The sequence below is a fragment of the Acinetobacter sp. YH12226 genome, assembly GCF_013417805.1.
Classification (GTDB): Bacteria; Pseudomonadota; Gammaproteobacteria; order Pseudomonadales; family Moraxellaceae; genus Acinetobacter.
The window spans coordinates 95,594-122,008 of record NZ_VPDG01000004.1 but is presented as its reverse complement, the minus strand read 5'-3'; the positions used below and the strand labels follow the sequence as shown (position 1 = coordinate 122,008).

Below are 26,415 nucleotides of genomic sequence, written 5' to 3'. Positions count from 1 at the left end.
TTCAATGCTATTTAGACGAGCGATCTTGTCAGTGTCCATCGTGTTGCTGATGTGGGGTTGTGGGGGTGGAGGAGGTGAGAGCAGTACGCCACAGCAGACGCTTCCGGATCCCGTAATTTCACCAGGTTCGGGTGAGCAGCTGAGCAAAATTGCAGAGTTTAAGGTTCTGGATGTGGGTTCAGAATTAACAGCAGGGAATTTTGGTCTGAAAACCTGGAATCCCACCGCCATGGTGGTGAATGGCGATGTGCTTTATATTGCCAATAGTCAGGCCGAATCGAATATTTTACGTTATGACTTAAAACAAAAACGTGCACTCAGTGCGATTGATCCTATGAAAATTTCGGGTCTGGCCAAAAAATGGGATAGCCTGAATGATCTGGAAATTCATGCAGGGCGTTTATATGTGGCCAATTATGGCTCGAACCGAATTGATATTCTAGATATTAGTGGTGAACAGCCGAGCTTCATTATGGCCCTTGGTACAGGTGTGTGGTGGGGCGATGCGCTTAATTATGCGCTGGTACATAGCAATGCAGTGACTGCTGACGACCGTTATGTGTATGTACCTGATATTGAAGGCCGGATCAATGTCTGGCGTCAAAGTGATGTGACAGCGCAAAACCATTTAAAGGCCCGCAAATTTGCACGGCTCAGCTTGCCGGGCTGTGCACGCAACTGTAATGCACGTATGGAGGTCATGGGCGACTATCTGTACACCAGTCTGCCCGATGGTATGACTTATGTCCATGATATCAATCAGATTCAGGAAAATGGAAATAATATTACGCCTATTTTAACAGAAACCAATTTGTCGGCAGTCATGCATCGCCATAACGATGGCTTAGTTTATGTTTCACGGAATGATGGCACTGTAGAAAGTTACCGGGAAAAATCCTTTAATCTAGACTCTATCTTACCCAATAAAAGTGAGGATACCTTCCGAGACTATATTTTAAAAGGGCAAAACCAGAGCAGCCGAATAGCTAAAGCCAGCGATCTTTATATTTATGGTCAGAATCTGCTGCATATGGCCAATCAGAAAATTTATATTCTGCCAATGCTGACCCTGCAACAGAATAAATCCACCCAGCTAAACCAAGCTATGATTTTAACCGAATCTAAAGCACGCGAGAGAAGCCGTGTCTTGCAGGATGGTGAATCATGGGAAACCTTGACCAATAGCAGCCAGCGTCATGTCTATATGGACCAGATTTTATCGGCAACACTAAATGGCAATCGCCTGCATTTGCAAAGTTACAGTGCTGTGCCTGTACGTGATTTGCAGATTCGTGCCAAGATTAAAAACTCAGAAGACTGGGTGATTCTGGCTAAGCTGGATCAGTTGACACCATTTTCGAATGCCAGCTTTGAGCTCAAGTTGACCGATCAATCCCGTTTCCCTTTGCTAGATGGCACAGGCTCAATCCAGTTGGCAGGTCTGAGTCAGACCACGCAAAACCCAAGCAATATTTTTGATCTGAAAATTAGCTCTGAGACTGATGAGCATGTCAAAAAGCTGAACCAGATTAAAGCCAAATGGAAAATTTATTTCGGAACCTATGATGAACCAAATAAATGGTGCCGTATTACGCCGGTCTATGCCCGGGAATGGGTCATGATGATGACCAATCTGGCCTATATGCTGAGTACTCCAGAATTTGAAACCTTATGGTTTAACCATAAAGCAGTCATGGGACACGATTTTTTTGGCAATCATGGTCAGGTAGAAGGGCCGAATGGTTTCTTTCAGCCAGAAGATTATGTCCGGATCTATCGGGAAATTCTTAACCGCAATGAAATTAATCTTGGCATTACCAATATGGGTGGTGGTTTAGGTGGTGGAGCAGTATTAGGAGTAGATACTTGGTTATTCTATGGCCATTACAGATTATCTGGTTATCGAATTATTGCACATGAATTTGGTCATCATTGGGGCGGGCATAATAGTGCCTGGGCCATGTCGAATTATGGCTTTGAAGCTATGGTCGATTGGTTAAACTTCTATTTCCAGCGCCGTCCAGGCTCAATTCCTTATATGGACCCAAATGCGAATGCTTTCCACCTAACACCCGACAGCGCGCTTTGTCAGGGTGTGAACCAGAATATGGTGAAAGGTGTGGCATCGACTGCACCGTGGAACAAAGTGGATGAATATTTTAAAAATAACCCGATGCCAAATCCCTAAAACATAAAAAAAGCCCCTCATTTGAGGGGCTTTTTAATTGGATCGGTCAACAGATTATTTTTCAATAATCGCCGTTACACCTTGACCACCGGCTGCACAGATCGATACCAGTACGCGACCTGAACCTTTCTGGTTAATCAGTTTTGCTGCTGTCGCAATGATACGACCGCCAGTTGCTGCAAACGGGTGACCGGCAGCAAGTGAAGAGCCTTTTACGTTCAATTTTGCACGGTCAATTGAACCTAATGGTGCATCCAGACCTAAACGCTCTTTACAGAATTTCGGATCTTCCCAAGCTTTCAGCGTAGACAATACTTGAGATGCAAAAGCTTCATGAATTTCATAATAGTCGAAGTCTTGCAGTTTCAGACCTGCACGCTCAAGCATGCGTGGTACGGCATATGCAGGCGCCATCAACAGACCTTCTTTTTTCTCGACAAAATCAACTGCGGCAGTTTCCTGGAAAGTCAGGTAAGCTAGCACTTCATGGCCATTTGCCTTCGCCCATTCTTCAGAAGCCAATAGCACACAAGAAGCACCATCTGTTAGCGGTGTAGAGTTACCCGCTGTCATGGTACGTGCATCACCTTTACCAAAAGCAGGTTTAAGTTTTGCCAGCTTCTCAACTGAAGAATCAGCACGCAGGTTATTGTCACGTTGAAGACCCAAGAATGGTGTAATCAGGTCATCAAAGAAACCTTCTTCATACGCTGCAGCCATTTTCTGGTGTGAAGATGCAGCCAGTTCATCTTGCGCTTCACGGGAAATTCCCCATTCCAGTGTGGTAATCGCCTGATGATCACCCATAGACAGACCTGTACGCGGTTCACCATTTTTTGGTGCATCCATCAGGTCTCTCACATTGATCTTGGTCAATGCTTTCAGACGGTCTTTTGCAGTTTTCGCGATATTTAGCTCAAGTAATGCTTTACGTAAACCGTCACCAAAAGCAATCGGTGCATCAGAAGTCGTATCTACACCACCTGCAATGCCTACTTCGATTTGACCTAAAGCAATCTTGTTGGCAACAAGAAATGCCGCTTGCAAACCAGTACCACATGCCTGCTGGATGTCATAAGCAGGCGTTTCAGGTGCAAGGGCAGTATTTAGTACACATTCACGGGTCATATTGAAGTCACGGCTGTGTTTCAGTACTGCACCCGCAACCACTTCACCTAAGCGTTGACCTTGCAGATTAAAGCGTTCAACTAGGCCGTTCAGGGTTGCTGTAAACATGTCAGTATTGGATGCCGTAAAGTAAGCACCATTAGAACGTGCAAATGGAATGCGGTTACCACCGATAATCGCAACGCGGCGAACTGTATTTTGGCTCATGTTTGGTTCCTGTAGAACAGAAGTCTGTGTTGTAGAGATTAAATCTTTTTCAGATGAAGTCGTATTTTTGGCACGGGCAGGTGTGCTCCGTGTACGCGAGGTTTTAGTCGGACTTTTTTCTGTCCCAGTGGCTGTGTCAGTATTTTTAGTGCTACGCTTGGTGCGCGTTGATGGTTTTGACACAGTTTCTGTCGCAGAGTTCTCGACTGCTGGATTTTCTTGAGTTGTTTTGCTCATAAGGCTTTACCAGGCAAATAGATCGTCTTCTTGGCGCTTACATTAGCATAGAAGAGGATAGGCTGTATTGACTACAATGACATTACAGACTGCGCTCAGGTCAAGTCATCTGCCTATTATCTCAAGTATGATTGGGCGGAATCTGGCGGATCTATTGAAATATATGTGTCTGGCATCATATTGAAGTTTAAGGGTAACTTTAGATCAACCAAAAATTAATTTGTATGAGAGATAATAAACATGACTGATCAGTACCAAACTTTTGCAAAATCTCCTATTGGTAAATTTGTCATTAAAAATTTGGGTTTGCCATCCCCAACTTCTTTAGACCGTTTTGAGTCTGCTACGCCGGTGGTAAAAGGCGCAGTATTATTGGGCGCAGCACCAGCAAGTCCATTGACGGGTGCTATTGCTCAGGTTCTGGCAAATATTCATGCCAACAGCTATGCAGGTAATAATGCTGAGTTGCAACAGGCGGCTGCAGCATCTGGGCTGAATCTGGGTGCATTTAACCCGGGCGATAAAGAATCAAAATTCAAGGTCGTTATTTTTGATGCTTCAGGGATCGAAAATTCAGAACAGTTAAAATCACTTTATGATTTCTTTAACCCGATTGCGCGTCAAATCCAAAGTTCTGGCCGTGTCGTGATTGTAGGGACTACGCCTGAAACTGCTAAATCAGTCAGTCAGTCAATCGCTCAACGTGCACTGGAAGGTTTTGTAAAATCTGTTGGTAAAGAGTTTAAAAAGGGAATTGCAGCGAACCTGATCTATGTAGATGCTGGTGCAGAAGCAAACCTTGAGTCTGCTTTACGTTTTGCAGTTTCTCCACGTTCTGCCTATGTTTCTGGTCAGGTGATTCGTGTTTCACCTGCTGAAAAAGTAGACGTAGACTGGACCAAGCCATTAGCGGGTAAAACTGCGGTTGTGACAGGCGCAAGCCGTGGTATTGGTGAAGCGATTGCCCATGTATTGGCCCGTGATGGTGCACATGTCATCTGTCTGGATGTTCCACAACAGCAGGCTGACCTTGATCGTGTAGCTAGTGAGATCGGCGGTTCTACCTTGGCTATTGATATTACAGCTGCAGATGCAGGTGAGAAGATCAAGGCAGCGGCAGCAGAGCATGGCGGTCTGGACATTATTGTGCACAATGCCGGAATTACTCGTGACAAGACCTTGGCCAATATGAAGCCTGAACTGTGGGATCTGGTGATTAACATCAACCTGTCGGCAATTGAACGCGTGAATGATTATTTAATCTCCCACGATGGTCTAAATGCCAATGGCCGTATTATCTGTGTATCCTCAATTTCTGGGATTGCAGGAAACCTGGGTCAAACCAATTATGCAGCCTCTAAAGCCGGGGTGATTGGTGTAGTAAAATTCACAGCACCGACATTAAAAAATGGTATAACGATTAATGCCGTTGCACCGGGCTTTATCGAGACTCAGATGACGGCTGCGATTCCATTTGCGATCCGTGAAGCAGGCCGCCGTATGAATTCGATGAGTCAGGGCGGTCTACCTGTTGATGTTGCAGAAACGATTGCAATGTTTGCTGCTACTGCATCAACAGGTTTAAATGGCAACGTGGTACGTGTATGTGGTCAAAGTCTGTTAGGGGCTTAAAGCATCAAGTCCTTTCTTGCAGTTTAATTAAAGCTCAGGGAGAGGATTTAGGAGAGGGAGACTAGGGGCCTTTTTTTAGCCCTCTCTCTAACTCTCTCCCAAAGGGAGAGAGAACTCCACTCATATATAAATGAAAAGAATATTTTAAAGGTTCAGTATGAATACGCGCCATTTTAGTCAACTTCCAAAACCTTATTTAGCCTATCCAAAAGTGATTCAAGGCTTGATTTTTAAAAAGCCGAAAGCTGAAAAAGTTCTACCGCAAGTTGAATATGTGGTGGATTCATTCAAGGTCGATCAAAAACATTTGAAAGCTTATAATGAAGTCTGCGGCTTTAAAAATAATGGTTATATACCAGCGATTTATCTGACGGTTCTTTCACAAAGCCTGCAAATGCACATGATGACTTCAGAAGCATTTCCATTTCCGATCTTGGGCTTGGTACATATCCGTAACCAAGTGAAGCAATACCGTAAAATCGGCGTCAATGAAACCTTGACCCTATCATGCAAATTTGGTGAATTACAGCCACATGATAAAGGCGTTCAGTTTGATTTCATTACTACAGTCAAAGTGGCAGGTGAGGTCGTAGTTGAAGCATTAACCACTTATCTGTCACGTCAAAAGACCAATGCTAAAGCGGCTGCTAAACCTGCAGAAAGCCAAGCGCCAGAATACAAACTGAATAATGAATGGAGCATCTCGGAGAATACGGGTCGCCGTTATGCCATGACCTCAGGTGACTTTAACCTGATTCATATTCATGCAGTTACAGCGAAAGCCTTTGGCTTTAAACAGGCAATTGCACATGGTATGTGGAGCAAAGCCAAAGCACTGGCGAATCTGTCATTGCCAGATGCTTATGAAGTTGATGTCTGGTTCAAGTTGCCGATGTACTTGCCATCTAAAGTTGAGTTCCTGACGGCACAGGCAGCCAATGATACAGATTTTCTGATACGAAGCAGTAAAAATCAAAAACCACACGTCACCGGCCATATCAAAGCAATTTAAATCTGAATCAAAAGCCTAAACCCGATTTAGGCTTTTTCATTTTAAGGGATCAATATTCTATGGATAGAATGATGCAGCCAATTAAAGATTATCTGTTTGCTGATCAGCATAATTATCAGGGCAATGTCGATGAGCGTTTCAGTGACCTTGCCCGTCAGTTTAGCCGTTTGCAGGATGCACGTACCGAACAGGGTGGTGCCGCACTGGTGGTATATTTTGAGGGACAAAAGGTCGTCGATATTTATACCGGTAAAAAGTCTGTCACTGAAAACTGGCAACCGGATACCATGTCGCTGTGTTATTCCACAGGTAAAGGTGTGCTGGCGACTTTGGCGCATATTCTGGTCAGTCAAGGTTATCTGGATTATGATCGACCGGTTGCAGAATACTGGTCTGAATTTGCACAAAATGGTAAAGAAAATATTACTCTGGCACATATGCTCAGTCATCAAAGTGGCCTGTTTGATATCCGTAATATGATTGATGATGCCACTGAAATGGCCGACTGGTCGCATATGCTGGACCGGATTGCGACAGCAGAACCACGTTTTCAGGTTGCTACAGATGCCGCTTATCAACCGCTGACCTTTGGTTGGCAGGTCGGTGGTGTACTGGAAAAAGCAACAGGTAAAAAACTGGGTGTACTGATGAAGGAATATCTGGTTCAGCCATTACAATTAAATGGCGCCTATTTCAGCGTGCCGACGAATGAGTTAGCTCGGGTGGCCTTACCTATTTTAAAGCCTAAAACAACTAAGTCTCAAACACAAACTGCGAAAAAAACTACACCAAGAAAGCCGAACCTGATGGAGCGAGCCTTGGTCTTTAGCGGGCAGGATCCTCAGGATTTTCAGGATGCCATGATTCCCAAAGGCATGAAGAAATTTAGTTTCTTTAGTGAACAGGGGCTACAAGCGATTATTCCCTCCGCCAATGGTGTCTTTACTGCAGAGAGTCTGGCAAAAATCTATACCATGCTGGCGAATCATGGTGAATGGCAAGGTCAGCAACTGATTTCGCCTGAGGTGTTCCAGCGACTTAGTCAGATGCAATACAAAACACGAGATCGGGTCATGCCTTTACCGATGCACTGGCGTTTGGGTTATCACCGTGTTCTCACTTTAGGAAAAGCCTCTAAAGGTTTTGGTCATATGGGGTTTAATGGCTCTGGTGCCTGGTGCGATCCTGAGCGCGGTTTGAGTTTTGCCTATACGCATAATTTCCCGACAGGTTCATTAACTGGAGATTACCGTCTTTGGGGCCTGACGCAAGAAACCTTGCGCTGTGCGGATGCGGTACTGACCGGTCGCAAAGGCTGGCGCTAAATATCCCTGATTTGGGAGTTTAGCCCTTTAGCTAAATATGTTATTTTGTCGCGCAGTCCATGGCTGTGGTGTGAAGTAATGAAAAAAGTGCTGGTGATTCCTCTGGTCGCAAGCAGTGCGTTGTTCGGATGTCAGGAGCCGAATCAGCCGGTTGCAAAAACGGTGATGGAAGCCAAAGCTCAGATTCCTGCCTGGGTCGGGAGTTATCAGGGCACAACACCATGTATGGGATGTTTTTCAAGTTGTGAAGACTGTCCAGGCATGGCAGTGGCCTTAACTTTAAATGAAGATCAGACCTTTACTTTACAGCGTGAAAGTTTAAGTGGTCATAATGAAATTGAAACAATGAGCGGGCAGATTCGGTTTCAGGATGAATCACAACAAAAGATTGAACTGCTGAATGTCGATACCCGAAATCTGCTTTATGTCGATCTGAAAAAGCATGTTCTGGAAATTCGTGAAGATCAAACAGGCAAACGCTACCAGATGCAAAGTGACTTTATCCTGTTTGAATCCGCCTGATTTTAAAAAAGCATCTGTTTTATATCCCTTTTTCAATGATTTTGATCAAGGAATTTTTATTCTTTATAAACCGGCATTCATTTCACTATTTTATAAAAAAACAGTATGCTTAGACCTGTAAAAAGGAGCATACATGTATCAAGTACTTGCGCGAAAATACCGTCCTCGTAATTTCAATGAATTGGTGGGGCAAAACCATGTATCACGTGCTTTAACCAGCGCGCTCGAACGTGGCCGTTTGCATCATGCCTATTTGTTTACGGGAACGCGTGGTGTCGGAAAAACCACGATTGCACGTATTTTGGCGAAGTGCCTGAACTGTGAAACCGGTATTACTTCGACTCCTTGCGAGGTGTGCCCGACCTGTACCGCAGTCAATGAAGGCCGCTTTATTGATTTAATCGAAATCGATGCGGCATCCCGTACCAAGGTCGAAGATACCCGTGAGCTGCTCGACAATGTGCCTTATGCACCGACTCAAGGTCGCTTTAAGGTTTACCTGATCGATGAAGTGCACATGCTGTCTACGCATTCTTTCAATGCGCTGTTAAAGACGTTGGAAGAACCGCCAGAACATGTCAAATTCTTGTTTGCAACCACCGATCCGCAAAAACTACCGATTACCGTAATTTCTCGCTGTCTGCAATTTACTTTGCGTCCATTGGCAGTCGATGAAATTACTGATCATCTGGGCCATATTCTTAGCAAAGAAAGCATTCAGTCTGATCAGGATGCCATCTGGCAGATTGCTGAATCTGCGCAAGGTTCATTACGTGATGCCTTGTCGTTGACCGATCAGGCGATTGCCTATGGTCAAGGAGCGATTCAGCATCAGGATGTTAAAGACATGCTAGGGCTGATTGACCGTACTATTATTTATGATCTGATTCTGGCGATTCACCAGAACCAGAAAGCGCAGGTTAGTCAGTTATTGCTACAGTTCCGTCAGCAAGCTCTGGATGTGTCACTGGTGCTCGACCAGTTGATTTCGACGTTGCATGAACTGGCCTTATTGCAATATTTACCAGATTTAAGCCTGAAATATAGTGCCGAGATCAATCGAAAGATCATGCAATTATCCGGTCTGATTTCTGCACAAGACCTGCAACTGTATTATCAGATTGCCTGTAAGGGGCGTGCCGATTTACAGCTTGCAGTTACGCAGGAACAAGGTTTTGAGATGACGGTGCTACGTTTATTGGCTTTCCGTCCCTTACAGCCAAGCGAAATTCCGGTGATGCAGGAGACTGCACCGCAACAGGCAGCAACCAGTACAACACGTCTACAACAGCCCGTTCAGACACAACTTCAATCTGAGTCCGTAGAAACACAATCATTTGAAGCGGAGCCTGTATTTGATGATTTTTCTCTGGACGATGAGACAGATGAGGAGATTGATTTCGCATCAGCGTCTGAACCTTCTTCGGATGATTTTTTGGATGAAGACGAGCCAACCAGCATCACTGAGCCTGAATCTGTCCAGCCCGTAGTAATTCAGACCACCATTGAAGAAGTGCAGTCTAGTGATCAAATTATTTTTGATCCAAATGATGACAAAGGCTTATTTGGTTTTGATGAAATCGAGAGTACGCCAGAAGCACCTGCTACCAGCAACAGTTCGGATGATTTCCTGCTTGAAGAGTTTATTCCTGCAGATGCTGTCATCCCTACCGAGCCAGCACAAGACAGTATGCCTGCTGATGAGGAATTTAGTCTTGCTGCACCGGAATTGGAACTTTCACAGGATTCGATTGCTCAGCCTGCTCTTGAAAACACAGCTCCGGTTCAGCCAGTTGCACAGACAGCTTTGCTGGAAGATATTTCCCAAGATGTAAATACGCAGAATCTGATGCCACAGGATATTCTGAAAATACCTGAACAAACCTTAGAAGGTGAGTGGAGCGTAGAAAAATGGGAATACTGGTTCCGTAACAGCCAGCTTTCTCCAGCGGTACAGGAACTGGCGCAGTATGGCATCATGACTGGTCAGATGAATGGCGAATCTGTTTTCCATATTCCTGAACAGTACCAGCAATTGTTAACCCAGTTGCAACATCATCTGGAAGCAGCTTTGCAACAGCAATGGCCGCAAACCAATTTCCAGGTGAAATTTGAAAATGTGGACCAGTTAACGCCATATACCATGCAGCATCAGCGTAAGGCACGTGCCTTTAAACGTGCCGAAGAATTGTTACATGCTGAACCGGCAGTACGCAATCTGTTACAGCAGTTTGACGGTGAACTGCAAAATATTCAGCTGAAATAGGCTGGATGTTAAGTCACAACAAATCGAGATAAAGCATCCCGCATTTCAACTGGAATCGGGGTGCTTTTTCGTGTCTCACGATCGACAAATACATGGACAAAATTGCCTTGCGCAGCGGCTGTATCTGAGTTGCGTTTAAAAATAGCCAGATCATAGCTGAGTGATGAGCTTCCCATGCTTTCAATGGCCACGCCCACTTCAATAATTTCCGGATAAGACAGTTCCTGATTAAACTGACAGTTGGAGCTGACTACCAAGCCAATCATCGGGGAGTATTTAGGATCAAAATCAGCTTCCTGAATCAGCAGGGCATTGGCTGCGGTATCAAAATAACTATAATAAGTCACATTGTTGACATGGCCGTACAGATCATTGTCTGCCCAACGGGTTTGAATGGGCAGGAAAAAAGTATAGTGTTCGCGCTGTTTGATGGTGGCTTTCATCACTATTCAGTCCTCAGCTAGATAAGGCTTAAGTGGAAATTGATCTAGGCATAGATCGCCTGATAAATCTGATAAGCATCCTCCACCTTGAGTTCACGTGGATTATTCTGCAACAGCCGGCTTTGTTGCATCGCATCTTCTGCCATGACCTGCAGCATATCTTCCGGAATATTCAACTGATTCAGTTTTAGGGTCAAACCGCTTTGCATCAGATGATTATTAAAATGATCAATAAACAGATCAGTCAGGCCATCATGACAACCTTTACTGTAGGGATCCAGCCAGGTCATCAATTCCGCATAGAGCTGTTTGGCCGCTGGCGCATTAAACTTTAATACTTCAGTTAGAACCAGCGCATTGCTATGCCCATGCGATAGATGAAAATGTCCACCCAGTGGATAAGCCAGCGCATGTACGGCGGCGACTGGTGCATTGGCAAAGGCTTGTCCGGCCAGCATGGAACCGACCAGCATATTTTGACGCGCATCTAAATCATATCCGTCTTGTAGCACGCGCTGCAGATTGGCATTAAGTAATCTTAAGGCCTGTTTGGCCAGCATATCCGAATAAGGGTTTTTCTTGTGTTTTGAGGTATAGGCTTCAATGGCATGCACCATGGCATCAATGCCGGTGGCGGCAGTGATCTGTGCCGGCAGATTTTGAGTAAAGGTTGCATCCAGAATGGCAACATCTGCATAGAGAATGGGCGCGACAATGCCGGTCTTGGTGGTTTCACCTGTGGTGACAATCGAAATCGGCGTCACTTCTGAACCTGTTCCAGCCGTAGTTGGTACCAGAATTAAAGCTAAACGCGGTCCGGTGGCATTATCAACGCCATACAGATCAGACAATGTCTGATGCTGTTCAGGATGCGCCAAAATTGCAATGAGTTTGGCCACATCCATCGAGCTGCCACCACCAAAGCCCAGCACCACATCAATATTTTCCTGTTTTGCAAAAGCCGCCGCTTCAAGCACCACTGTATCGGGCGGATCGGCCTGAACATCCGAGTAAATCACATACTCCAGTCCGGCAGATTCAATAATATCCAGAATCGGCAGATGTAATTGCTCCTTCAGCATACCCGGGTCAGTCACCAGTAGAAGACGGCGATAACGGCCATTTTTTAGAATTTTAAATAATTCCTGAATCGTGCCTAGTCCGGCAATGATATTGGGGACGGTTTGAAACTGAAAACGATTCATGGCGATATCCTTGATTTTTTTATTGCAAATACGAGATTATTCTATGGTTGTAAGATAGGAATAAGTATATAAATAACTTAACATAAGAATCTTTAAAATAAAGTAGCTCTGAGGTTGTTTATGTCATCCAGAACGCCATACAAGGTGTTATGTGTTTGTTTGGGAAATATTTGCCGCTCTCCCACGGCAGAAGTTGTACTCAGACATTATTGTGATGAACAGCAACTGAACATTGTGGTCGACTCTGCCGGAACCAGTAATTATCATCCCGGCAAGGCACCGGACTTGCGTAGCCAGAAGCATGCACTAAAACGTGGCTATGACCTTTCAGCACTTCGCGCACGTCAACTCATTCCACACGATTTTATTGATTATGATCTGATTCTGGCGATGGATCTGGAGAATTTATCCAATATCCAGGACATACAGCGTCTGGCAGAAACTCGGTTTGGCCATGTACGTGCACGCGTGGCATTGATGAGTGAGCATGATCAGACCTATCCGAAACAGGCCTTACCCGATCCTTATTATGGCGAAGCGGATGGCTTTGAGCGGGTGCTTGATCAGTGTGAATCCAGCAGCCAGGCCTGGATTGAGATTTTTAAACAGAATTTACACAAGGTTTAAGCGATGCAGATTCAAACCCAGGTTCAACTTAAACCTTTTAATACTTTAAATTTAGAAGCGATTGCTTCGCACTATGCTCAGATTCAATCCACCGCTGATCTGCTAACTGCACTGGATTTTGCGGAACAGCAGCAACTCAATGTGCTGATCCTGTCAGGCGGCAGTAATATGTTGTTGCCGGAGCAGATTGATGCACTGGTGCTGCATATGGATATTCAAGGCATTGAAATGCTGGATGCTGATGATCAGTCGCAACGTTTACGTGTAGGCGGCGGACAAGGCTGGCATGACTTTGTGCTCTGGACCACGGCACAAAGTTTATATGGCCTACAGAATCTAGCTTTAATTCCGGGTCGGGTCGGTGCATCGCCAGTACAGAATATTGGCGCTTATGGCGTTGAAGTCGGCGAGTTTATCGATTCCGTCGAGGTCTATGACCGTCAGCTGAAACAATTTGCCTCGATTCAGGCAGCAGACTGTCAATTTGCCTACCGGCATAGTATTTTTAAAGATGATCCCAACCGTTATGTGATTACCCATGTGACTTTTAGATTACTTAAACAGCCAGATTTGAAACTGAATTATGGTGATCTGAAGACTGCGGTTGGTGATCAGCTCACAGCAGAAAACCTGCAGCAACAGGTCATTCAGATTCGTCAGAGTAAATTGCCTGATCCGCAAGAATTTCCCAACGTGGGTAGCTTCTTTAAAAATCCAGTGGTTGATCAGGCGGTCTTTGACCAAATTGCTGTATCTTTCCCGAATTTACCCCATTACCAACAAGCCAATGCTCAAGTTAAACTAGCAGCGGGCTGGCTGATTGATCAGGCGGGCTGGAAGGGTAAACAGTTGGGGCCTGTCGGCATGTTTCACAAACAGGCATTGGTCTTGGTGAATTATGGTCAAGCCTCTCTCACCGATGTTCGTAAAACGTATCGTGGGGTACAGCAATCAGTTTGGGAAAAATTTAGTCTGATGCTGGAACCTGAACCTGTATTGTTCGATAAAAATGGCTTGATTCGTTCTCATCAGGAAGAGGAATAACATGAAAAACACCCATTGGATGGTACGTTTGCTACAAATTGTCACTGGACTATTTGTACTATGCGGCTGTCTACTGGTGTTGGTTTATACGCCTTTTTACTCAAAAATGATCGTCAAGGGCTTAAACCAGTTTGTCTCCTTAGAGCTAAATGAAGTCGCGGCCCAAAGCCAGAAAATGGCAGCATTAAGCGAGCATGAAAATCTAGAACCTGGATCTGATTTGTGGATAGCCCGTCAGGCATATTTAAAGGTCATGGAACAGGATATCCAGCAAAATAACTCGGCCAACCTGATGCTGATTCAGGCACGTTATAAAGCGCTGCAGCAAGTAATTGAAGAATATCAACGCGAACAGCAAGATCAAAAAGCAGAGCAAAGTCCACCTGCTCAGGTGCCCTTATTGTCCTCACAGGAAGATGCAGAACCAGCCGATCCGACAGCAAATGTCCGGGAATTGTTGGAGTGGGACAGTAGTAAAAACAAGGAACGTATTGAGCAATATATGGAGTTTCTGACGACGCATCCACTTGAGCAGGGTGAAGCCAGTTCGGTACAGGAAACCGATGGAGAGGAAATCCAGCAGGACTTGGCTTTACTACAAGAGCAACAGCAGGCTAAACCGGCGAATAGCTCTCAGCCTTATGCCATTGTGGTATTGGGTGGTGGCTTAACCCTAGATGACCAAGGCAAAGAGATCATCGTCAATAACTATACGCGACTACGTCTGGAAACCACGCTGGCAGTAGAGAAACATTACCAGTTACCGATTGTTCTGAGTGGGGTCGAAGCACCGTATATGCAGCGCTGGTTAAAAAATCATGGTGTCGATGCCAAATTACTGGAAGATCGCAGCATGAACACCTGTGAAAATACCCGTTTCAGTTCATTATTATTACAAAAGAAAGGTGGAGCGCCTACAGTGATTCTGATTACGGATCGTTATCATATGCCGCGTACCCGCCGTTTATTTGCGTTAAATGGCATACAAACCATTCCGGTAGAAGCGCCGATGCCAACGTCATTGACACGATGGCGTCCAAGTGCACAAAATTATGATCACAGTCGTCGTGCCAATTATGAAATGTTGGCGACCATGCGCGATATGTGGTTTGGATCCAGTGACTGTCGGGAGGTGCCATAATGTCTGATATCCCATTTTTAAATCCTACCATTCTGAAACAGCTGGATTTACCCATTCCGAGTCGGGATGTTACGCCTCAACTCTTGCCACCTTTAAACCTGAATCGTAGTGATGAACCGCCGATTGAGCTGCAGTCCTATCGCAAGCTTTATGGTTTTGATTTACTGGTTTGTAAACACTGGCAGGGCTATGTACAGATGCCTTTATTCAGGTTACATGTACAGGTGTTTGAGCCAAATCTGGAAAATACCCGCTTTGATAAGATTCAGGGAACTGCTTTTTTGCTGCATGGTTATCTGGAACATAGCGGCATTTATCAGCCCATTGTCAAAGAGCTTTTGGAACAGGGTTTTAGCGTATTGACCTATGACTTGCCGGGACATGGTCTCAGTGATGGTTCACCTGCTAGCATTCAGAATTTTGATCATTATCAGCAGGTCTTGCATGCAGTACATCGCTATGTACAGCACGCTTCACAATTACCGAAACCTTGGGTTGGCATCGGCCAGAGTACCGGTGGTGCGATCTGGATGCACCATTTACTGGAATTTGCAGAACGTCGTGAAAATCCTTTTGTCGAGCGGGTCTTGCTATTATCACCATTGATTCGTCCCGCCAAAACTGCTTGGTGGCATAATTCGGTCGGGCTTGGCATTATTAGCCGAATCAAACGTGAAGTTCCCCGGCATTTTAGACGCAATAACCATAATCCGGAGTTTCTGCGTTTTATCCGGCTTAAAGATCCATTACAACCGCGAATGATGGGCATGGACTGGATTCTGGCGATGTCACGCTGGATGCTGGAAATGGAAGCGCGTCCGGCTTGTCGTATTCCAGTCTGGCTGGCACAGGGTGCACAGGATCAGACTGTTGATTGGCGTTATAATATCGAATTTATCCGGCGTAAATTCCGGCTCCAGACTTTACTGATGCTGGAAGAAGGTTCGCATCAGTTAATCAATGAGCGTGCTGATATTCGTGCTGCACTCACGGGTTTGATTCCTGCCTTTTTACATGCACATGGCAGCAAAACTTATTATTGATAGATTGAAAATTGGATATTTAAAAAGGCATTTGAATTAAACGCCTTTTTTGATTTTAAATGCATCAAATTAAAATTTTTCTAATTGGGCCAAATTCCACATCCGGAAGTAGAAGTTCTCCTCATCTTTATTTTCACAGGACAATAATTCGCCTTCTTTCAGCCAGAAATGAATCTGCGCAAAGTTCTTTATTTCGTGATTATTCACGCGTTGTGCCAGATGATGCGCCTTAATAGCGGAAGGGTGTTTGAGACCTGCGGAAGCTATTAGTTCAGACAGGGCATGTAAGGTGTTTTTATGAAAATGAAACACCCGTTCGGCCTTGGTCGGCACATGTAAGGCTTTCTGGCGATCTTTGTCTTGGGTGGTGACTCCGACAGGGCATTGATTGGTATGACAACTTTGTGCCTGAATACAGCCCACTGCAAACATAAAACCACGGGCAGAGTTCACCCAATCCGCACCAATGGCAAGCGTGCTGGCAATATCGAATGCACTAATTATTTTACCACTTGCACCAATTTTGATCTTATCTCTCAAACCTGCACCAACAAGGGTGTTGTGTACAAACAGTAAACCTTCTCTTAAAGGCGCACCGACATAGTCAATTAATTCAATGGGTGCAGCACCGGTTCCACCTTCAGAACCATCAACCACAATAAAATCTGGGTAAATCTGAGTATGTAACATGGCTTTGACCATGCTCATAAACTGCCACGGTTGACCCAAGCACAGCTTAAATCCGACCGGTTTTCCGCTGGAAAGTTCACGTAATTTTTGTATGAAATGCATCATTTCAATCGGTGTGTTAAATGCCGGATGACTAGAAGGTGAAACACAATCATGATCACGGCTGATGCCTCGAATTTGGGCAATTTCTTCCGAAATTTTACTTTTAGGTAAAATACCGCCGTGGCCAGGTTTTGCGCCTTGCGAAAGCTTGATTTCAATCATTTTTACCTGGGGTAATTTGGCTTGTGCAGCAAAACGTTCCGGATCGAATTGTCCATCTAAAGTACGGCAGCCAAAATAACCACTGCCAATTTCCCAGACCAGATCACCGTCATATTCCAGATGGTAGGGACTGATACTGCCTTCGCCTGTATCATGGAAAAAATCACCTTTTTTAGCGCCGAGATTAAGGGCTCGTATCGCATTGGCACTCATGCTGCCAAAGCTCATGGCTGAAATATTTAAAATAGAAGCTGAAAAGGGCTGGGTACATTGCTCATTTCCAATCAGGATACGAAAAGTCTGTGGATCGGCAACTTTGCAGGGCGTGATGGAATGACTAACAAAGCGGTAATTATCTTCATAGACATTCAGAATCGAGCCGAAAGGTTTATCAGAATTTTCATTTTTCGCCCGCTGATACACCAGACTGCGCTGCATACGGGAAAAGGGCAGCGCATCGCGGTCGGCTTCAATAAAATACTGACGAATCTCGGGACGAAATTCCTCAAAGATAAAGCGGAAATGTCCCATGATGGGATAATTTTTCAGAATGGAATGCTTGTTTTGCAGTACATCATACAAACCCAGCAAACTCAGCAGAATGCTCAGGATCCACAGGGTATTCACCAACGTTTGCGGCATAAAATAATAGATATAACGCGGAGAATAACCGATATGAAATGTAGTAAAAATTACTGCAATCAGAATGCAGGCAAACCAGACCGAATGGCGGGAAAAGAAAGTATTGAGCAGCTTGTGACGTACTAATTGAGCAGGGTTAGCCATTGTAAAATTAAGTCCCTATTTCTACTTCTATTAAGGCTTTATGATGTGCAAAGCGAGGTATCTTATACAAGCAGAGAATTGTTATTCGATTTTATAAACTTGCCAGAAATACTATTAAGCCAGGCAATGAATCAGCAGCGATTACAGATAAATTTTGCGGAAAAAGTCCTATAGAAAAAATCTGCAAAAGACATGCATTCTATTTATTTCACAAGTAAGGCGGATGACTTTATAGTCGGTTTAGTCACTACATAGGAGTCTTAAACCATGACCAAAAAATCCATTCGCTTTAATGATGCTGAGCTGGCTTGCTCATGTCTCAGTCATTTTTAAATATTGATGTTTCATTCAAGCTGCATTTCGGGGTGTCAAAGAAAAGCAGATTGGCACAGCGGCAGATCACCACAACAAGAACAAAAATATAAGCATAATTCTCCAGTCCCCAATTTGGGGATTTTTTTATTCTGGAATACCTAAAAGAATCTGGATGAAGCCTGTGTAGTTAAGGGTTTTCCTCATCCAGTTGAGCGACTGCATTGGCCACAATACTCGGTTCAATATGTTTAATCTTTTTACCAAAGCTACGCAGCCACCAGACCAGTTGAGAGGTAAATGGCACGGTAGCAGTGATCAGCGACATGCCATCTTCCATTTTTTCAATTTTCTGGTCTTTACTGAGCTGGCTTTCCTCAAAGTAATGCGCATCCGACTCTGACATGCTGAGTTTAAGCGTGACATTTTCGGTGGGATGGTTGAAGTCCACCCGGAAGCCCAGTGCACCAGAATCAATATAATCATCAATATCGAAATTGACCGGATGCAAGGCACGTGAATTCAGCACGACGGCCGATTTAAAGCGGTGCAGTGCAAAGGTCTGGATATCCGATTTGTCATGACGGGTACACACCAGATAAATGATTGACCCTTTTTGTACCAATGCCAGAGGATTGAGAATATAGGTTTTTTCTTCGCTGTTATGACCACGGCCCTGATACACACATTCCAGTTGTTTGTCCTGTAACAGGCCTTCATACACCGCTTGCTGCGCGGCCTTATCTACCACAGGTGGAATCAGCGGTTGGGTGGCCGGAACAATGCGTACGCGGTTAATCCATTGCCGGACATTGTTCTGGGAAGAAAGACTGCGTCGTGCCAGGTCAAACCACGGATTCATTTCCTCGATCAGGCTCGGTGGCAGCAGATGTTTTAAATGTTCTTCGACCATCATGAAAGTGACCGCTTGCGAGCTGGTCATATGCGGCAAACTTTGCAGCGGCGCATCTGAACGCCAACGCCAGCCTTGCGGCGTGGTTTTACTGCTTTCAATTGGAAAGCGTTGCGCAATCTGATTCAGGTCACGCTGAATGGTACGTAGACTGATATCGATGCCTTCGCGATTGAGGATTTCCTCTAATTCACGTGTTCCCATCCATTTGCCGGTAGAAAGACGCGACAAAATTTGCCATTGGCGATACAGACTGTTTGAAGTTTCTTTTTCTTGTGCTGACATAATTTATTTTGCTGGCAATAAAGAAGAGGGGATTTAGGCTTAGCTTAACACAATAAAAAAACTCTCATTTTTTCGCAAGTCCCTCTGTGCAACATTTGTCCTACAATTCTAAAACAACTTGGTCGAAAATAGCATTGAGTTCATTGGGCATTTATTAGATTAATGGTAATTGAAATGCAGATGTCATGGCATGGATATTGCTTTGATTTAATTATAATAGATGATAATACGAGGGTTTGTATGCTTAAAGGAAATCAGGATACAAATGTGATTGAAACAATTGATAAATTTAGTTCCCAGAATATTGGAAAAAATTTTATAGACACTAAAACTACAGCGGTATCTACTACAACAAACCCACAACTTTTACTGCAGCAGTTATCTTCAAAGTTCTTTAATGAAATGCAGGATGAACATGTGCTGTCCAGTCAGGCAGGTCAAAGACTGGAAGAATGGTTATCTCAACATACGCTGGATGAACTCAATGCACTGAATCAGGTAGCAAAAGAACATTTTTTAAATCACGGTATTACCTTTACCGTTTATGGCGATGAAGAAGGCGTAGAACGCACTATTCCCTACGATATCATTCCGCGAGTCATAGACCGGAAACAGTGGAATATGGTGGCTTTAGGCTCGGCACAACGGGTACGGGCGCTAAATTTATTCTTACATGATATTTATCATCAACAGGACATTTTAAAAGCCAATATCATTCCTGAGTTGCAGATTTTAACTCATGAAGCCTATCAGCCGCATATGTATCAACATAGCTTGAAAGGCGGGATTTATAGCCAGATTAGCGGGATCGATGTGATCCGTGATTCCAAGGGCGAGTTTTATGTCTTAGAAGATAATCTCAGAACGCCATCTGGCGTGTCTTATATGCTGGAATGCCGCAAGATCAGTGAAAAACTGATGCCGAAAGTATTCGAGCAGTCCAAGATTGCCGGAATCGAGCAATATCCACAATTATTAAAAGAAATCCTGATCGAAAATGCTTATGTCGATAAGCCATTTGTGGTGGTACTGACCCCAGGACGTTTTAATAGTGCTTACTATGAACATTCTTTCCTTGCAAGAGAGATGGATGTGCCATTGGTAACATCACGTGACCTTTTTGTTGATGACTCGAAGGTTTATGTAAAAACCATACGTGGTCGCCAACGAGTCGATGTTATTTATAGACGGGTCGATGATGCGTTTCTTGATCCCTTATGCTTTAAACCGGATAGCACTTTGGGTGTTGCTGGCTTGATGTCGGCTTATTTGCAAAATAATGTCGTGATTGCCAATGCGCCGGGAACCGGTGTGGCAGATGACAAATCGGTTTATCCATATGTCGACAAAATGATTCGTTTTTATTTGGGCGAGCAGCCAATTCTAAAAAATGTTCCGACTTATCAATGTCGTAATTCTGAAGAATTAGACTATGTCGTGGCTCATCTGGATCAGCTGGTGGTGAAAGAAGCGCAGGGTTCGGGCGGTTATGGCATGCTCATTGGACCACAAGCGTCTAAACAGCAAATTGAAACTTTCAGGGAGAAAATTTTAGCTGCGCCGCATTTATATATTGCGCAGCCCACTTTGGACTTATCGGTTAGTCCGACTTTGACCAATTTTGGTATTGCTGAACGTCATATCGACTTACGCCCATTTGTATTAAGTTCGCCTTATCGTACTGAAATCGTACAGGGTGGCTTGACACGTGTGGCGATGCAACCCGGCTCACTGGTGGTGAATTCATCACAAGGTGGCGGTATCAAAGATACCTGGGTAGTCGACAATTTACATTCATAAGATTCCAAAGAAGGAAAATGTCATGGTTTTGCTGAATAGCAATGCGCAACATATTTTTTGGTTAGGGCGTTATTTATCTCGCACTCATTTTTTATGTGCTCGCTTTCCATTTTTAGAAGACGAAGCGGCAGTGGCATATGCCCATGCTTTCTGTTTACCTGCCTTTGATGCCAGTTCCCTAAATGAGCTAGTACTTGATCCTACGCAAGTGGCGTCTTTTAGCCAGCAGTTTAAAGTGGCCAAAGACAATATTCAGGAATTACGAGGGGTGCTGTCTGCTTCAGGCTATGCGGAACTGATGAAACTGATCAAAACCGCAGACAAAAATGCTGGTTATATCTGTGAAGTGGTGACGGAATGTGAAGATATTCTGGAAGCCGAATCTTCCGATATTTTTCTGTTTTTTAGTCTAGGGCAATGTGTCGAACAGCTCGATCATCAGTTACGCCTGGGTGAAGAGACTAGTACCACACTCTGCAAGATTGATTATGTGGTCAGAATTCTGGTGGAAATGGGCTGGGATGATCTGGAACAGTACTGGGAACAGTTGCGTACAGAACCGAACCGGATTCAGTTCTACCAGTTTAGTGACCATATCCATCAAATGTTTGAGGCAGATGTATGAAATTGATGGTGAATCACCAAACGCATTATATGTACACGGCCGAGGTGAGGAACAGTATTCAGTACATTAAAATGATGCCTTCGAGCAATGCGCATCAGCGGGTTCATTCTTGGGATATCAGTGTACCGGGTAATAAAGAAATCCGGAAAGATGCATTTCATAATCTGTGGATGACCTGTAGCCAGCGGGAACCTTATTATTCCCTGACTATCATGGCGCAAGGAATAGTCGAGCTAAATCCTGCGCATCAGAGTGGACTGAATGATTCAATCAATCCCAATCTTTTTCTACAGCCGACCGAATCAACCCAATGTAATGCAGCAATGAAAGACTTTGCACAACGTCATGTTCCTGCATTAACCCGTCAGCATTTGATTGGACTGGCACAGGCCTTGCTGGAGCATGTGCCTTATATTTCAAACAGTACTTCAGTGCAAGGCTCTGCAATAGATGCCTTTGAGTCCAGACAGGGCGTCTGTCAGGACCATAGTCATATTTTTATTGCCATGTGCAAATATCTAGGTTTGCCTGCACGCTATGTTTCTGGTTATTTATATGCACAAAATGCTTCGCATCTGGCCAGTCACGCTTGGGTAGAGGTGTTTGTAGACCAGACATGGTATTGTTTTGATGTCAGTAATCTGTTGTTTACTCCAAGTTCGCATGTTTATGTGGCGATTGGACGGGATTATTGGGATGTGGCGCCGGTACGCGGTGTCAGAGAAAAGGGCGGTGTGGAATCCATGCATTCCATCGTTCAAGTGCTAGGATGTTAATAAGGACGAATGAATGACGTATTGTTGTGCACTACGTTTAGAACAAGGTATGCTTTTTATCAGTGATACCCGAACCAATGCCGGAGTAGATCACATTTCTGTATTTCGAAAGTTGTATACCTTTGGTATTCCCGGGGAACGTATGATCGTCATACAGGCATCCGGAAATCTGGCAACAACACAAGCAGTAATTGGGCATATCAAAAATCAGCTCGAACTGAAGCAGGAACCCAATATCTTGAGTCTGCACACCATGTTTGATGTCGCTGAGCTGGTGGGTAGTATGCTGAAGAAAGTGATTGCGAATGTTACGAGCGATATTTCGGAACAAAGCAATTATTATTGCAATCTGCTGGTCGGTGGACAACTTAAAGATCAGGATATGCAGCTTTATCATGTCTATCCGCAAGGGAACTTTATCTGTGCCACACGCGATACGCCGTATTTTCAGATTGGCGAAAGTAAATATGGCAAGCCGATCCTGGATCGTGCGCTGACTTATGATATGCCGCTGGATGAAGCTTTGCGCTGTTCCCTGATTTCATTTGCATCGACCCTACGTTCCAATGTATCGGTTGGTATGCCCCTCGATGTGCTGGTCTATAAAAAAGACAGTCTGATCATGCCAAGAGGCAAGCGTATTGCCGAAGATGATGAGTATTTCACGTCAATCAGCCGGCAATGGTCAGAGACCTTGAAAAAAGGATTGGCGGAACTTCCGGTTCCCTCTAATGAGTATTTCTTATAATAAACCTATCCGGGTTCAGGTTTTTCGCGTACAGTGTTAACTTCTATGCAGTTCAGCATAATAAAAATAGAGAAGTTAGCGCATGTACCAATTTTGTTACGCCAGTAAAAGTACTTCTCCCAAACCTGACTTACTTGAAGATTTGGCGAATATCCTGAAAGAAGCTCGTGATTTTAATTATCAGCATCAAGTGACAGGTGTACTGTATTTCGCAGATGGTCATTTTTTTCAATGTCTCGAAGGGGAATGTGCCACTTTAAAAAGTCTGCTGGTGGAGCGACTGAATAAAGATCCTCGCCATCAGGATATTAAATTATTTGAGACCAAGGAAATTGAATATCCGAGTTTCCCAGATTGGTCGATGAAATATATTTCTAAACGCAGTCAAATCCAGCAATTCTGTCGGGAAATGGGATTTGATGAGTTTAATCCTTTTGACTTTCAGCAAAGTCATGTCGATGCCTTATTAATGCAATTATGCATAGAGCAGGGCGAAGAACAAAAGTCAGCCTAAAGAAAAAGCCCAACCTATGTTGGGCTTTTTTACTTTGAGGACTAGATCAGACTACTTGGCGTAGTGGACGATTGCTCAGTCGGCATAATAGTTCATAACCAATCGTGCCATTCGCTTCAGCCACATCATCCACCAGACGGGTTTTACCCCAAAGTTCGACTTCTGTGCCCAATTGCACCTCTAACCCTGTGACATCAATAGCGATCATATCCATCGCTACGCGGCCGATCACGCGAGTTTGCTGGTCATTAATCGCGACATAGTTCTGTTTAGGGAAAGCACGTGGATAACCATCACCGTAGCCAATTGAAACAATGGCTAGCGTCATGTCTTGATTTGCGGTAAATGTCGAACCATAACCGACATGCTCACCTGCTTGAATATCATTCAAGGCAATAATTTCAGCTGTAAACGTCATGACCGGCTTTAAGTCCAGATCATGCACATCCCGGTCTGAAAAGGGCGTCGCACCGTAGAGCATGATCCCTGGACGCACATAGTCAAAATGCAATTCTGGATATTTATAGATTGCAGCCGAGTTACAGCAAGAGGCTAAAAGTGGGGCGCAGTCATTTTTAATTTCCAGGAATTGACGGATTTGTTCATCATTCAGTGGATGCTCGGCATCTGCATTGGCGAAGTGCATGGCAAGTACACAAGTAAAGCCTTCTGCTTTCAACTGATTGATCACGGTTTTAATCACATCAATCTTAAAACCTAGGCGGTTCATGCCGCTATTCAGTTTGACCCAGACTTTTAGACCTTTGGCGATATAGGCATCTTTATGTGCAATTAACCAGTCGACTTGAGCCTGTTGATGCACAATGACTTCAATATTCTGTTCGATTACGATTGGCATTTCATCTGCAGAAAAAACACCTTCGATAAGCGTGATCGGCTGTAGATAGCCTAATTCACGAATTTCTAAGGCTTCTTGCAGGCAGGCGACACCAAAGGCATCGGTTTCGCTTAAGGCTGCTAAGCAGTCTTTAACTCCGTGTCCATAAGCATTGGCTTTTACCATACTGACGATTTTCGCGGTTGGGGCAAGTTGTTTGACACGGTCTAAATTATATTGCAGCGCAGCGCTGTCAATATAAACTGTAGCTTGGCGCACCCTAAATTACTCCTAGAGGGACGATGGAAATGTGATGACGAGAGCCTGATTACTCTTCGTCATCATACTGAGCATAGAACTCAGGCGAGAGATTACTAAAGCGGGTATATTGACCTTCGAATGCCAGACGCACGGTACCAATCGGGCCGTTACGCTGTTTACCGATAATGATTTCGGCGGTGCCAGCTTCCTTGGATTCCTTGTTATAAACCTCATCACGGTAAATAAACATGATCAAGTCGGCATCCTGCTCGATCGCACCGGATTCACGCAAGTCGGACATCACCGGACGTTTGTTTGGACGGTTCTCCAGGGATCGGTTGAGCTGCGACAAGGCAATTACGGGACATTGCATTTCCTTCGCCAAGGCTTTTAAGCTTCGGGAAATTTCCGAGATTTCGCCAACACGATTATCACCCATGCCAGGGACTTTCATCAGCTGCAGGTAATCGACCATGATACAGCCTAGTTTTCCGCCATGCATTTTGGCAATACGACGCGCACGGGCACGTAATTCTGTCGGTGGCAGCGCAGAAGAATCATCAATATACAGATTTTTTTCTTGTAAATGCACAATGGTACTGGTGACTTTTGACCATTCATCACTATCCATTTTACCAGAACGTAAATGTCCCTGATGCACGCGACCAAATGATGAAATCAAACGCATGGCGATCGAGTCGGCGGGCATCTCCATCGAATACACCAGGGCCGGCAGGTTGTTATTGAATAAAACACTTTCGACCAGATTCATGGCAAAGGTGGTTTTACCCATGGAAGGACGCGCCGCGACAATAATTAAATCACCGGATTGCATGCCGGAAGTTTTGTTATCCAGTTCCACAAAACCAGTAGTCAAACCGGTAATGCTGCCTTCCATTTGTGATAGTTCATTTAATTTGTCGAATACGTCTGCGACTACCGAGTTGATCGGCTTAGGCCCTTGCGCTTTTGCATTATTATTGTGTTGTTCGGCAATCGAGAAAATATTGGTCTCAGCCAGATCCAGAATTTCACTGACAGTACGGCCTTTGGTGTCATAGGCATTTTGTAAAATTTCGGAGCTGACTTTAATCATGCTGCGCAGGGTAGAGAATTCTTTAATCTTACCGGCATAAGTTTCCAGGTTATAGAAACTCGATGGCGAATCTGCCATCAGCTGCATCAGATACTCTTCGCCACCAATGGCATCGAGTAAATTCTGTTTGATGAGCCAGTCATGCACCAGAACAGCATCATAAGGCGAGTTTTCTTTAGAGAGCTGCTCAATGGCACGGAAGATATATTTATGTCGGGTAGCATAAAAATCATTTTCAGTCAGTACATCACCGACTTGTTCAAAAGATTCAGCCACAGTCATAAGGGCAGCAAGTACAGCCTGTTCAATTGCTAAATTATGGGGCGGAGTACGGAACTCCTTGAGATTGCTATTTTCAGTAACAATTTCCGGTTTAGCAGTAGCTACCTTTTTGCTGGCATTCGCCTGTGACATATAAATCCCTGATTTTAAATACAATGGTTAAATATCGTCGGAGATGAATAGCGTTTATTCACTACGAGATGAA

At 44.4% G+C, this 26,415-nt stretch carries 21 protein-coding genes and 1 pseudogene; 15 read left to right on the top strand and 7 right to left on the bottom strand.

Annotated elements, in window-relative coordinates:
- Positions 1 to 4 precede the first annotated feature (4 nt).
- Complete coding sequence (locus FTV08_RS06455) at positions 5 to 2,188, top strand: hypothetical protein (protein ID WP_180086905.1); 2,184 nt, start codon at positions 5 to 7, stop codon at positions 2,186 to 2,188.
- 54 nt (positions 2,189 to 2,242) lie between these two features.
- Here FTV08_RS06455 and FTV08_RS06450 read toward each other — a convergent pair whose 3' ends face one another.
- On the bottom strand, positions 2,243 to 3,760 hold the full coding sequence (locus FTV08_RS06450; RefSeq protein WP_180086904.1) for an acetyl-CoA C-acetyltransferase: 1,518 nt from the start codon (positions 3,758 to 3,760) through the stop codon (positions 2,243 to 2,245).
- Between the two features lie 240 nt (positions 3,761 to 4,000).
- On the opposite strand from FTV08_RS06450, the gene FTV08_RS06445 reads away from it, so the two are divergent.
- From FTV08_RS06445 to dnaX, 5 genes are all read left to right on the top strand, one after another.
- The gene (locus tag FTV08_RS06445) at positions 4,001 to 5,392 is read left to right on the top strand and encodes a 3-oxoacyl-ACP reductase (RefSeq protein ID WP_005252191.1); all 1,392 of its coding nucleotides are present in this window, start codon (positions 4,001 to 4,003) and stop codon (positions 5,390 to 5,392) included.
- Positions 5,393 to 5,549: 157 nt separating this feature from the next.
- Positions 5,550 to 6,404, top strand: a complete 855-nt coding sequence (locus tag FTV08_RS06440; protein WP_180086903.1) for a MaoC/PaaZ C-terminal domain-containing protein — start codon at positions 5,550 to 5,552, stop codon at positions 6,402 to 6,404.
- Between the two features lie 59 nt (positions 6,405 to 6,463).
- A complete protein-coding gene (locus FTV08_RS06435; protein ID WP_180086902.1) occupies positions 6,464 to 7,729 on the top strand; it encodes a serine hydrolase in 1,266 nt (421 codons plus the stop codon).
- 78 nt (positions 7,730 to 7,807) lie between these two features.
- Positions 7,808 to 8,251, top strand: a complete 444-nt coding sequence (locus FTV08_RS06430) for a copper resistance protein NlpE N-terminal domain-containing protein (protein WP_180086901.1) — start codon at positions 7,808 to 7,810, stop codon at positions 8,249 to 8,251.
- 133 nt (positions 8,252 to 8,384) lie between these two features.
- Positions 8,385 to 10,517: a DNA polymerase III subunit gamma/tau gene (gene dnaX / locus FTV08_RS06425; RefSeq protein WP_180086900.1), complete on the top strand. Its 2,133-nt coding sequence runs from the start codon at positions 8,385 to 8,387 to the stop codon at positions 10,515 to 10,517.
- An 8-nt stretch (positions 10,518 to 10,525) separates the two neighbouring features.
- Here the strand turns inward: dnaX and FTV08_RS06420 are convergent, their stop codons facing one another.
- Entirely contained in the window at positions 10,526 to 10,960 is a 435-nt protein-coding gene (locus tag FTV08_RS06420; protein ID WP_005252181.1) for a thioesterase family protein, read from the bottom strand.
- A gap of 44 nt (positions 10,961 to 11,004) precedes the next feature.
- Complete coding sequence (locus FTV08_RS06415; protein WP_005252179.1) at positions 11,005 to 12,165, bottom strand: iron-containing alcohol dehydrogenase; 1,161 nt, start codon at positions 12,163 to 12,165, stop codon at positions 11,005 to 11,007.
- A gap of 120 nt (positions 12,166 to 12,285) precedes the next feature.
- Between FTV08_RS06415 and FTV08_RS06410 the strand changes: the two genes are divergently transcribed.
- From FTV08_RS06410 to FTV08_RS06395, 4 genes are read left to right on the top strand one after another with little or no spacing between them, the layout of a single operon-like run.
- The gene (locus FTV08_RS06410) at positions 12,286 to 12,792 is read left to right on the top strand and encodes a low molecular weight protein-tyrosine-phosphatase (protein WP_005252177.1); all 507 of its coding nucleotides are present in this window, start codon (positions 12,286 to 12,288) and stop codon (positions 12,790 to 12,792) included.
- A gap of 3 nt (positions 12,793 to 12,795) precedes the next feature.
- Positions 12,796 to 13,836: a UDP-N-acetylmuramate dehydrogenase gene (gene murB / locus FTV08_RS06405; RefSeq protein WP_005252175.1), complete on the top strand. Its 1,041-nt coding sequence runs from the start codon at positions 12,796 to 12,798 to the stop codon at positions 13,834 to 13,836.
- Between the two features lies 1 nt (position 13,837).
- Entirely contained in the window at positions 13,838 to 14,977 is a 1,140-nt protein-coding gene (locus FTV08_RS06400; protein WP_005252173.1) for a YdcF family protein, read from the top strand.
- A complete protein-coding gene (locus FTV08_RS06395) occupies positions 14,977 to 16,020 on the top strand; it encodes an alpha/beta hydrolase (protein WP_005252171.1) in 1,044 nt (347 codons plus the stop codon). The genes FTV08_RS06400 and FTV08_RS06395 overlap by 1 nt, the downstream gene beginning before the upstream one ends.
- Before the next feature lie 69 nt (positions 16,021 to 16,089).
- Here FTV08_RS06395 and FTV08_RS06390 read toward each other — a convergent pair whose 3' ends face one another.
- Positions 16,090 to 17,760 (bottom strand): FMN-binding glutamate synthase family protein, encoded by a 1,671-nt coding sequence (locus FTV08_RS06390; protein WP_005252169.1) that lies wholly within the window; start codon positions 17,758 to 17,760, stop codon positions 16,090 to 16,092.
- 502 nt (positions 17,761 to 18,262) lie between these two features.
- The gene (locus FTV08_RS06385) at positions 18,263 to 19,270 is read right to left on the bottom strand and encodes a YafY family protein (RefSeq protein ID WP_005252167.1); all 1,008 of its coding nucleotides are present in this window, start codon (positions 19,268 to 19,270) and stop codon (positions 18,263 to 18,265) included.
- Between the two features lie 354 nt (positions 19,271 to 19,624).
- On the opposite strand from FTV08_RS06385, the pseudogene FTV08_RS06380 reads away from it, so the two are divergent.
- The 5 genes and pseudogenes from FTV08_RS06380 to FTV08_RS06360 form a co-directional block, all read left to right on the top strand.
- Positions 19,625 to 21,070 (top strand): annotated as a pseudogene (locus FTV08_RS06380) (circularly permuted type 2 ATP-grasp protein); the annotation flags it as partial.
- Positions 21,071 to 21,092: 22 nt separating this feature from the next.
- On the top strand, positions 21,093 to 21,695 hold the full coding sequence (locus FTV08_RS06375) for an alpha-E domain-containing protein (RefSeq protein ID WP_005106612.1): 603 nt from the start codon (positions 21,093 to 21,095) through the stop codon (positions 21,693 to 21,695).
- Positions 21,692 to 22,471, top strand: a complete 780-nt coding sequence (locus FTV08_RS06370) for a transglutaminase family protein (RefSeq protein ID WP_005252164.1) — start codon at positions 21,692 to 21,694, stop codon at positions 22,469 to 22,471. Before FTV08_RS06375 ends, FTV08_RS06370 begins: the two co-directional genes overlap by 4 nt.
- Before the next feature lie 13 nt (positions 22,472 to 22,484).
- A complete protein-coding gene (locus FTV08_RS06365) occupies positions 22,485 to 23,219 on the top strand; it encodes a proteasome-type protease (RefSeq protein ID WP_004278798.1) in 735 nt (244 codons plus the stop codon).
- Between the two features lie 82 nt (positions 23,220 to 23,301).
- Entirely contained in the window at positions 23,302 to 23,733 is a 432-nt protein-coding gene (locus FTV08_RS06360; RefSeq protein WP_005252160.1) for a BLUF domain-containing protein, read from the top strand.
- A gap of 46 nt (positions 23,734 to 23,779) precedes the next feature.
- Here the strand turns inward: FTV08_RS06360 and alr are convergent, their stop codons facing one another.
- Positions 23,780 to 24,850 carry an alanine racemase gene (gene alr, locus FTV08_RS06355; RefSeq protein WP_005252156.1) on the bottom strand — a complete coding sequence of 357 codons (1,071 nt, stop codon included), beginning with the start codon at positions 24,848 to 24,850 and terminating at the stop codon, positions 23,780 to 23,782.
- 49 nt (positions 24,851 to 24,899) lie between these two features.
- The gene (gene dnaB, locus FTV08_RS06350; RefSeq protein ID WP_005247269.1) at positions 24,900 to 26,342 is read right to left on the bottom strand and encodes a replicative DNA helicase; all 1,443 of its coding nucleotides are present in this window, start codon (positions 26,340 to 26,342) and stop codon (positions 24,900 to 24,902) included.
- Positions 26,343 to 26,415: the final 73 nt, after the last annotated feature.

Bases quoted from the DNA above. Each gene is read 5' to 3' on its own strand.
- FTV08_RS06455 (WP_180086905.1), top strand. From the start codon at position 5: ATGCTATTTAGACGAGCGATCTTGTCAGTGTCCATCGTGTTGCTGATG.
- FTV08_RS06450 (WP_180086904.1), bottom strand. From the start codon at position 3,760: ATGAGCAAAACAACTCAAGAAAATCCAGCAGTCGAGAACTCTGCGACA.
- FTV08_RS06445 (WP_005252191.1), top strand. From the start codon at position 4,001: ATGACTGATCAGTACCAAACTTTTGCAAAATCTCCTATTGGTAAATTT.
- FTV08_RS06440 (WP_180086903.1), top strand. From the start codon at position 5,550: ATGAATACGCGCCATTTTAGTCAACTTCCAAAACCTTATTTAGCCTAT.
- FTV08_RS06435 (WP_180086902.1), top strand. From the start codon at position 6,464: ATGGATAGAATGATGCAGCCAATTAAAGATTATCTGTTTGCTGATCAG.
- FTV08_RS06430 (WP_180086901.1), top strand. From the start codon at position 7,808: ATGAAAAAAGTGCTGGTGATTCCTCTGGTCGCAAGCAGTGCGTTGTTC.
- dnaX (WP_180086900.1), top strand. From the start codon at position 8,385: ATGTATCAAGTACTTGCGCGAAAATACCGTCCTCGTAATTTCAATGAA.
- FTV08_RS06420 (WP_005252181.1), bottom strand. From the start codon at position 10,960: ATGAAAGCCACCATCAAACAGCGCGAACACTATACTTTTTTCCTGCCC.
- FTV08_RS06415 (WP_005252179.1), bottom strand. From the start codon at position 12,165: ATGAATCGTTTTCAGTTTCAAACCGTCCCCAATATCATTGCCGGACTA.
- FTV08_RS06410 (WP_005252177.1), top strand. From the start codon at position 12,286: ATGTCATCCAGAACGCCATACAAGGTGTTATGTGTTTGTTTGGGAAAT.
- murB (WP_005252175.1), top strand. From the start codon at position 12,796: ATGCAGATTCAAACCCAGGTTCAACTTAAACCTTTTAATACTTTAAAT.
- FTV08_RS06400 (WP_005252173.1), top strand. From the start codon at position 13,838: ATGAAAAACACCCATTGGATGGTACGTTTGCTACAAATTGTCACTGGA.
- FTV08_RS06395 (WP_005252171.1), top strand. From the start codon at position 14,977: ATGTCTGATATCCCATTTTTAAATCCTACCATTCTGAAACAGCTGGAT.
- FTV08_RS06390 (WP_005252169.1), bottom strand. From the start codon at position 17,760: ATGGCTAACCCTGCTCAATTAGTACGTCACAAGCTGCTCAATACTTTC.
- FTV08_RS06385 (WP_005252167.1), bottom strand. From the start codon at position 19,270: ATGTCAGCACAAGAAAAAGAAACTTCAAACAGTCTGTATCGCCAATGG.
- FTV08_RS06375 (WP_005106612.1), top strand. From the start codon at position 21,093: ATGGTTTTGCTGAATAGCAATGCGCAACATATTTTTTGGTTAGGGCGT.
- FTV08_RS06370 (WP_005252164.1), top strand. From the start codon at position 21,692: ATGAAATTGATGGTGAATCACCAAACGCATTATATGTACACGGCCGAG.
- FTV08_RS06365 (WP_004278798.1), top strand. From the start codon at position 22,485: ATGACGTATTGTTGTGCACTACGTTTAGAACAAGGTATGCTTTTTATC.
- FTV08_RS06360 (WP_005252160.1), top strand. From the start codon at position 23,302: ATGTACCAATTTTGTTACGCCAGTAAAAGTACTTCTCCCAAACCTGAC.
- dnaB (WP_005247269.1), bottom strand. From the start codon at position 26,342: ATGTCACAGGCGAATGCCAGCAAAAAGGTAGCTACTGCTAAACCGGAA.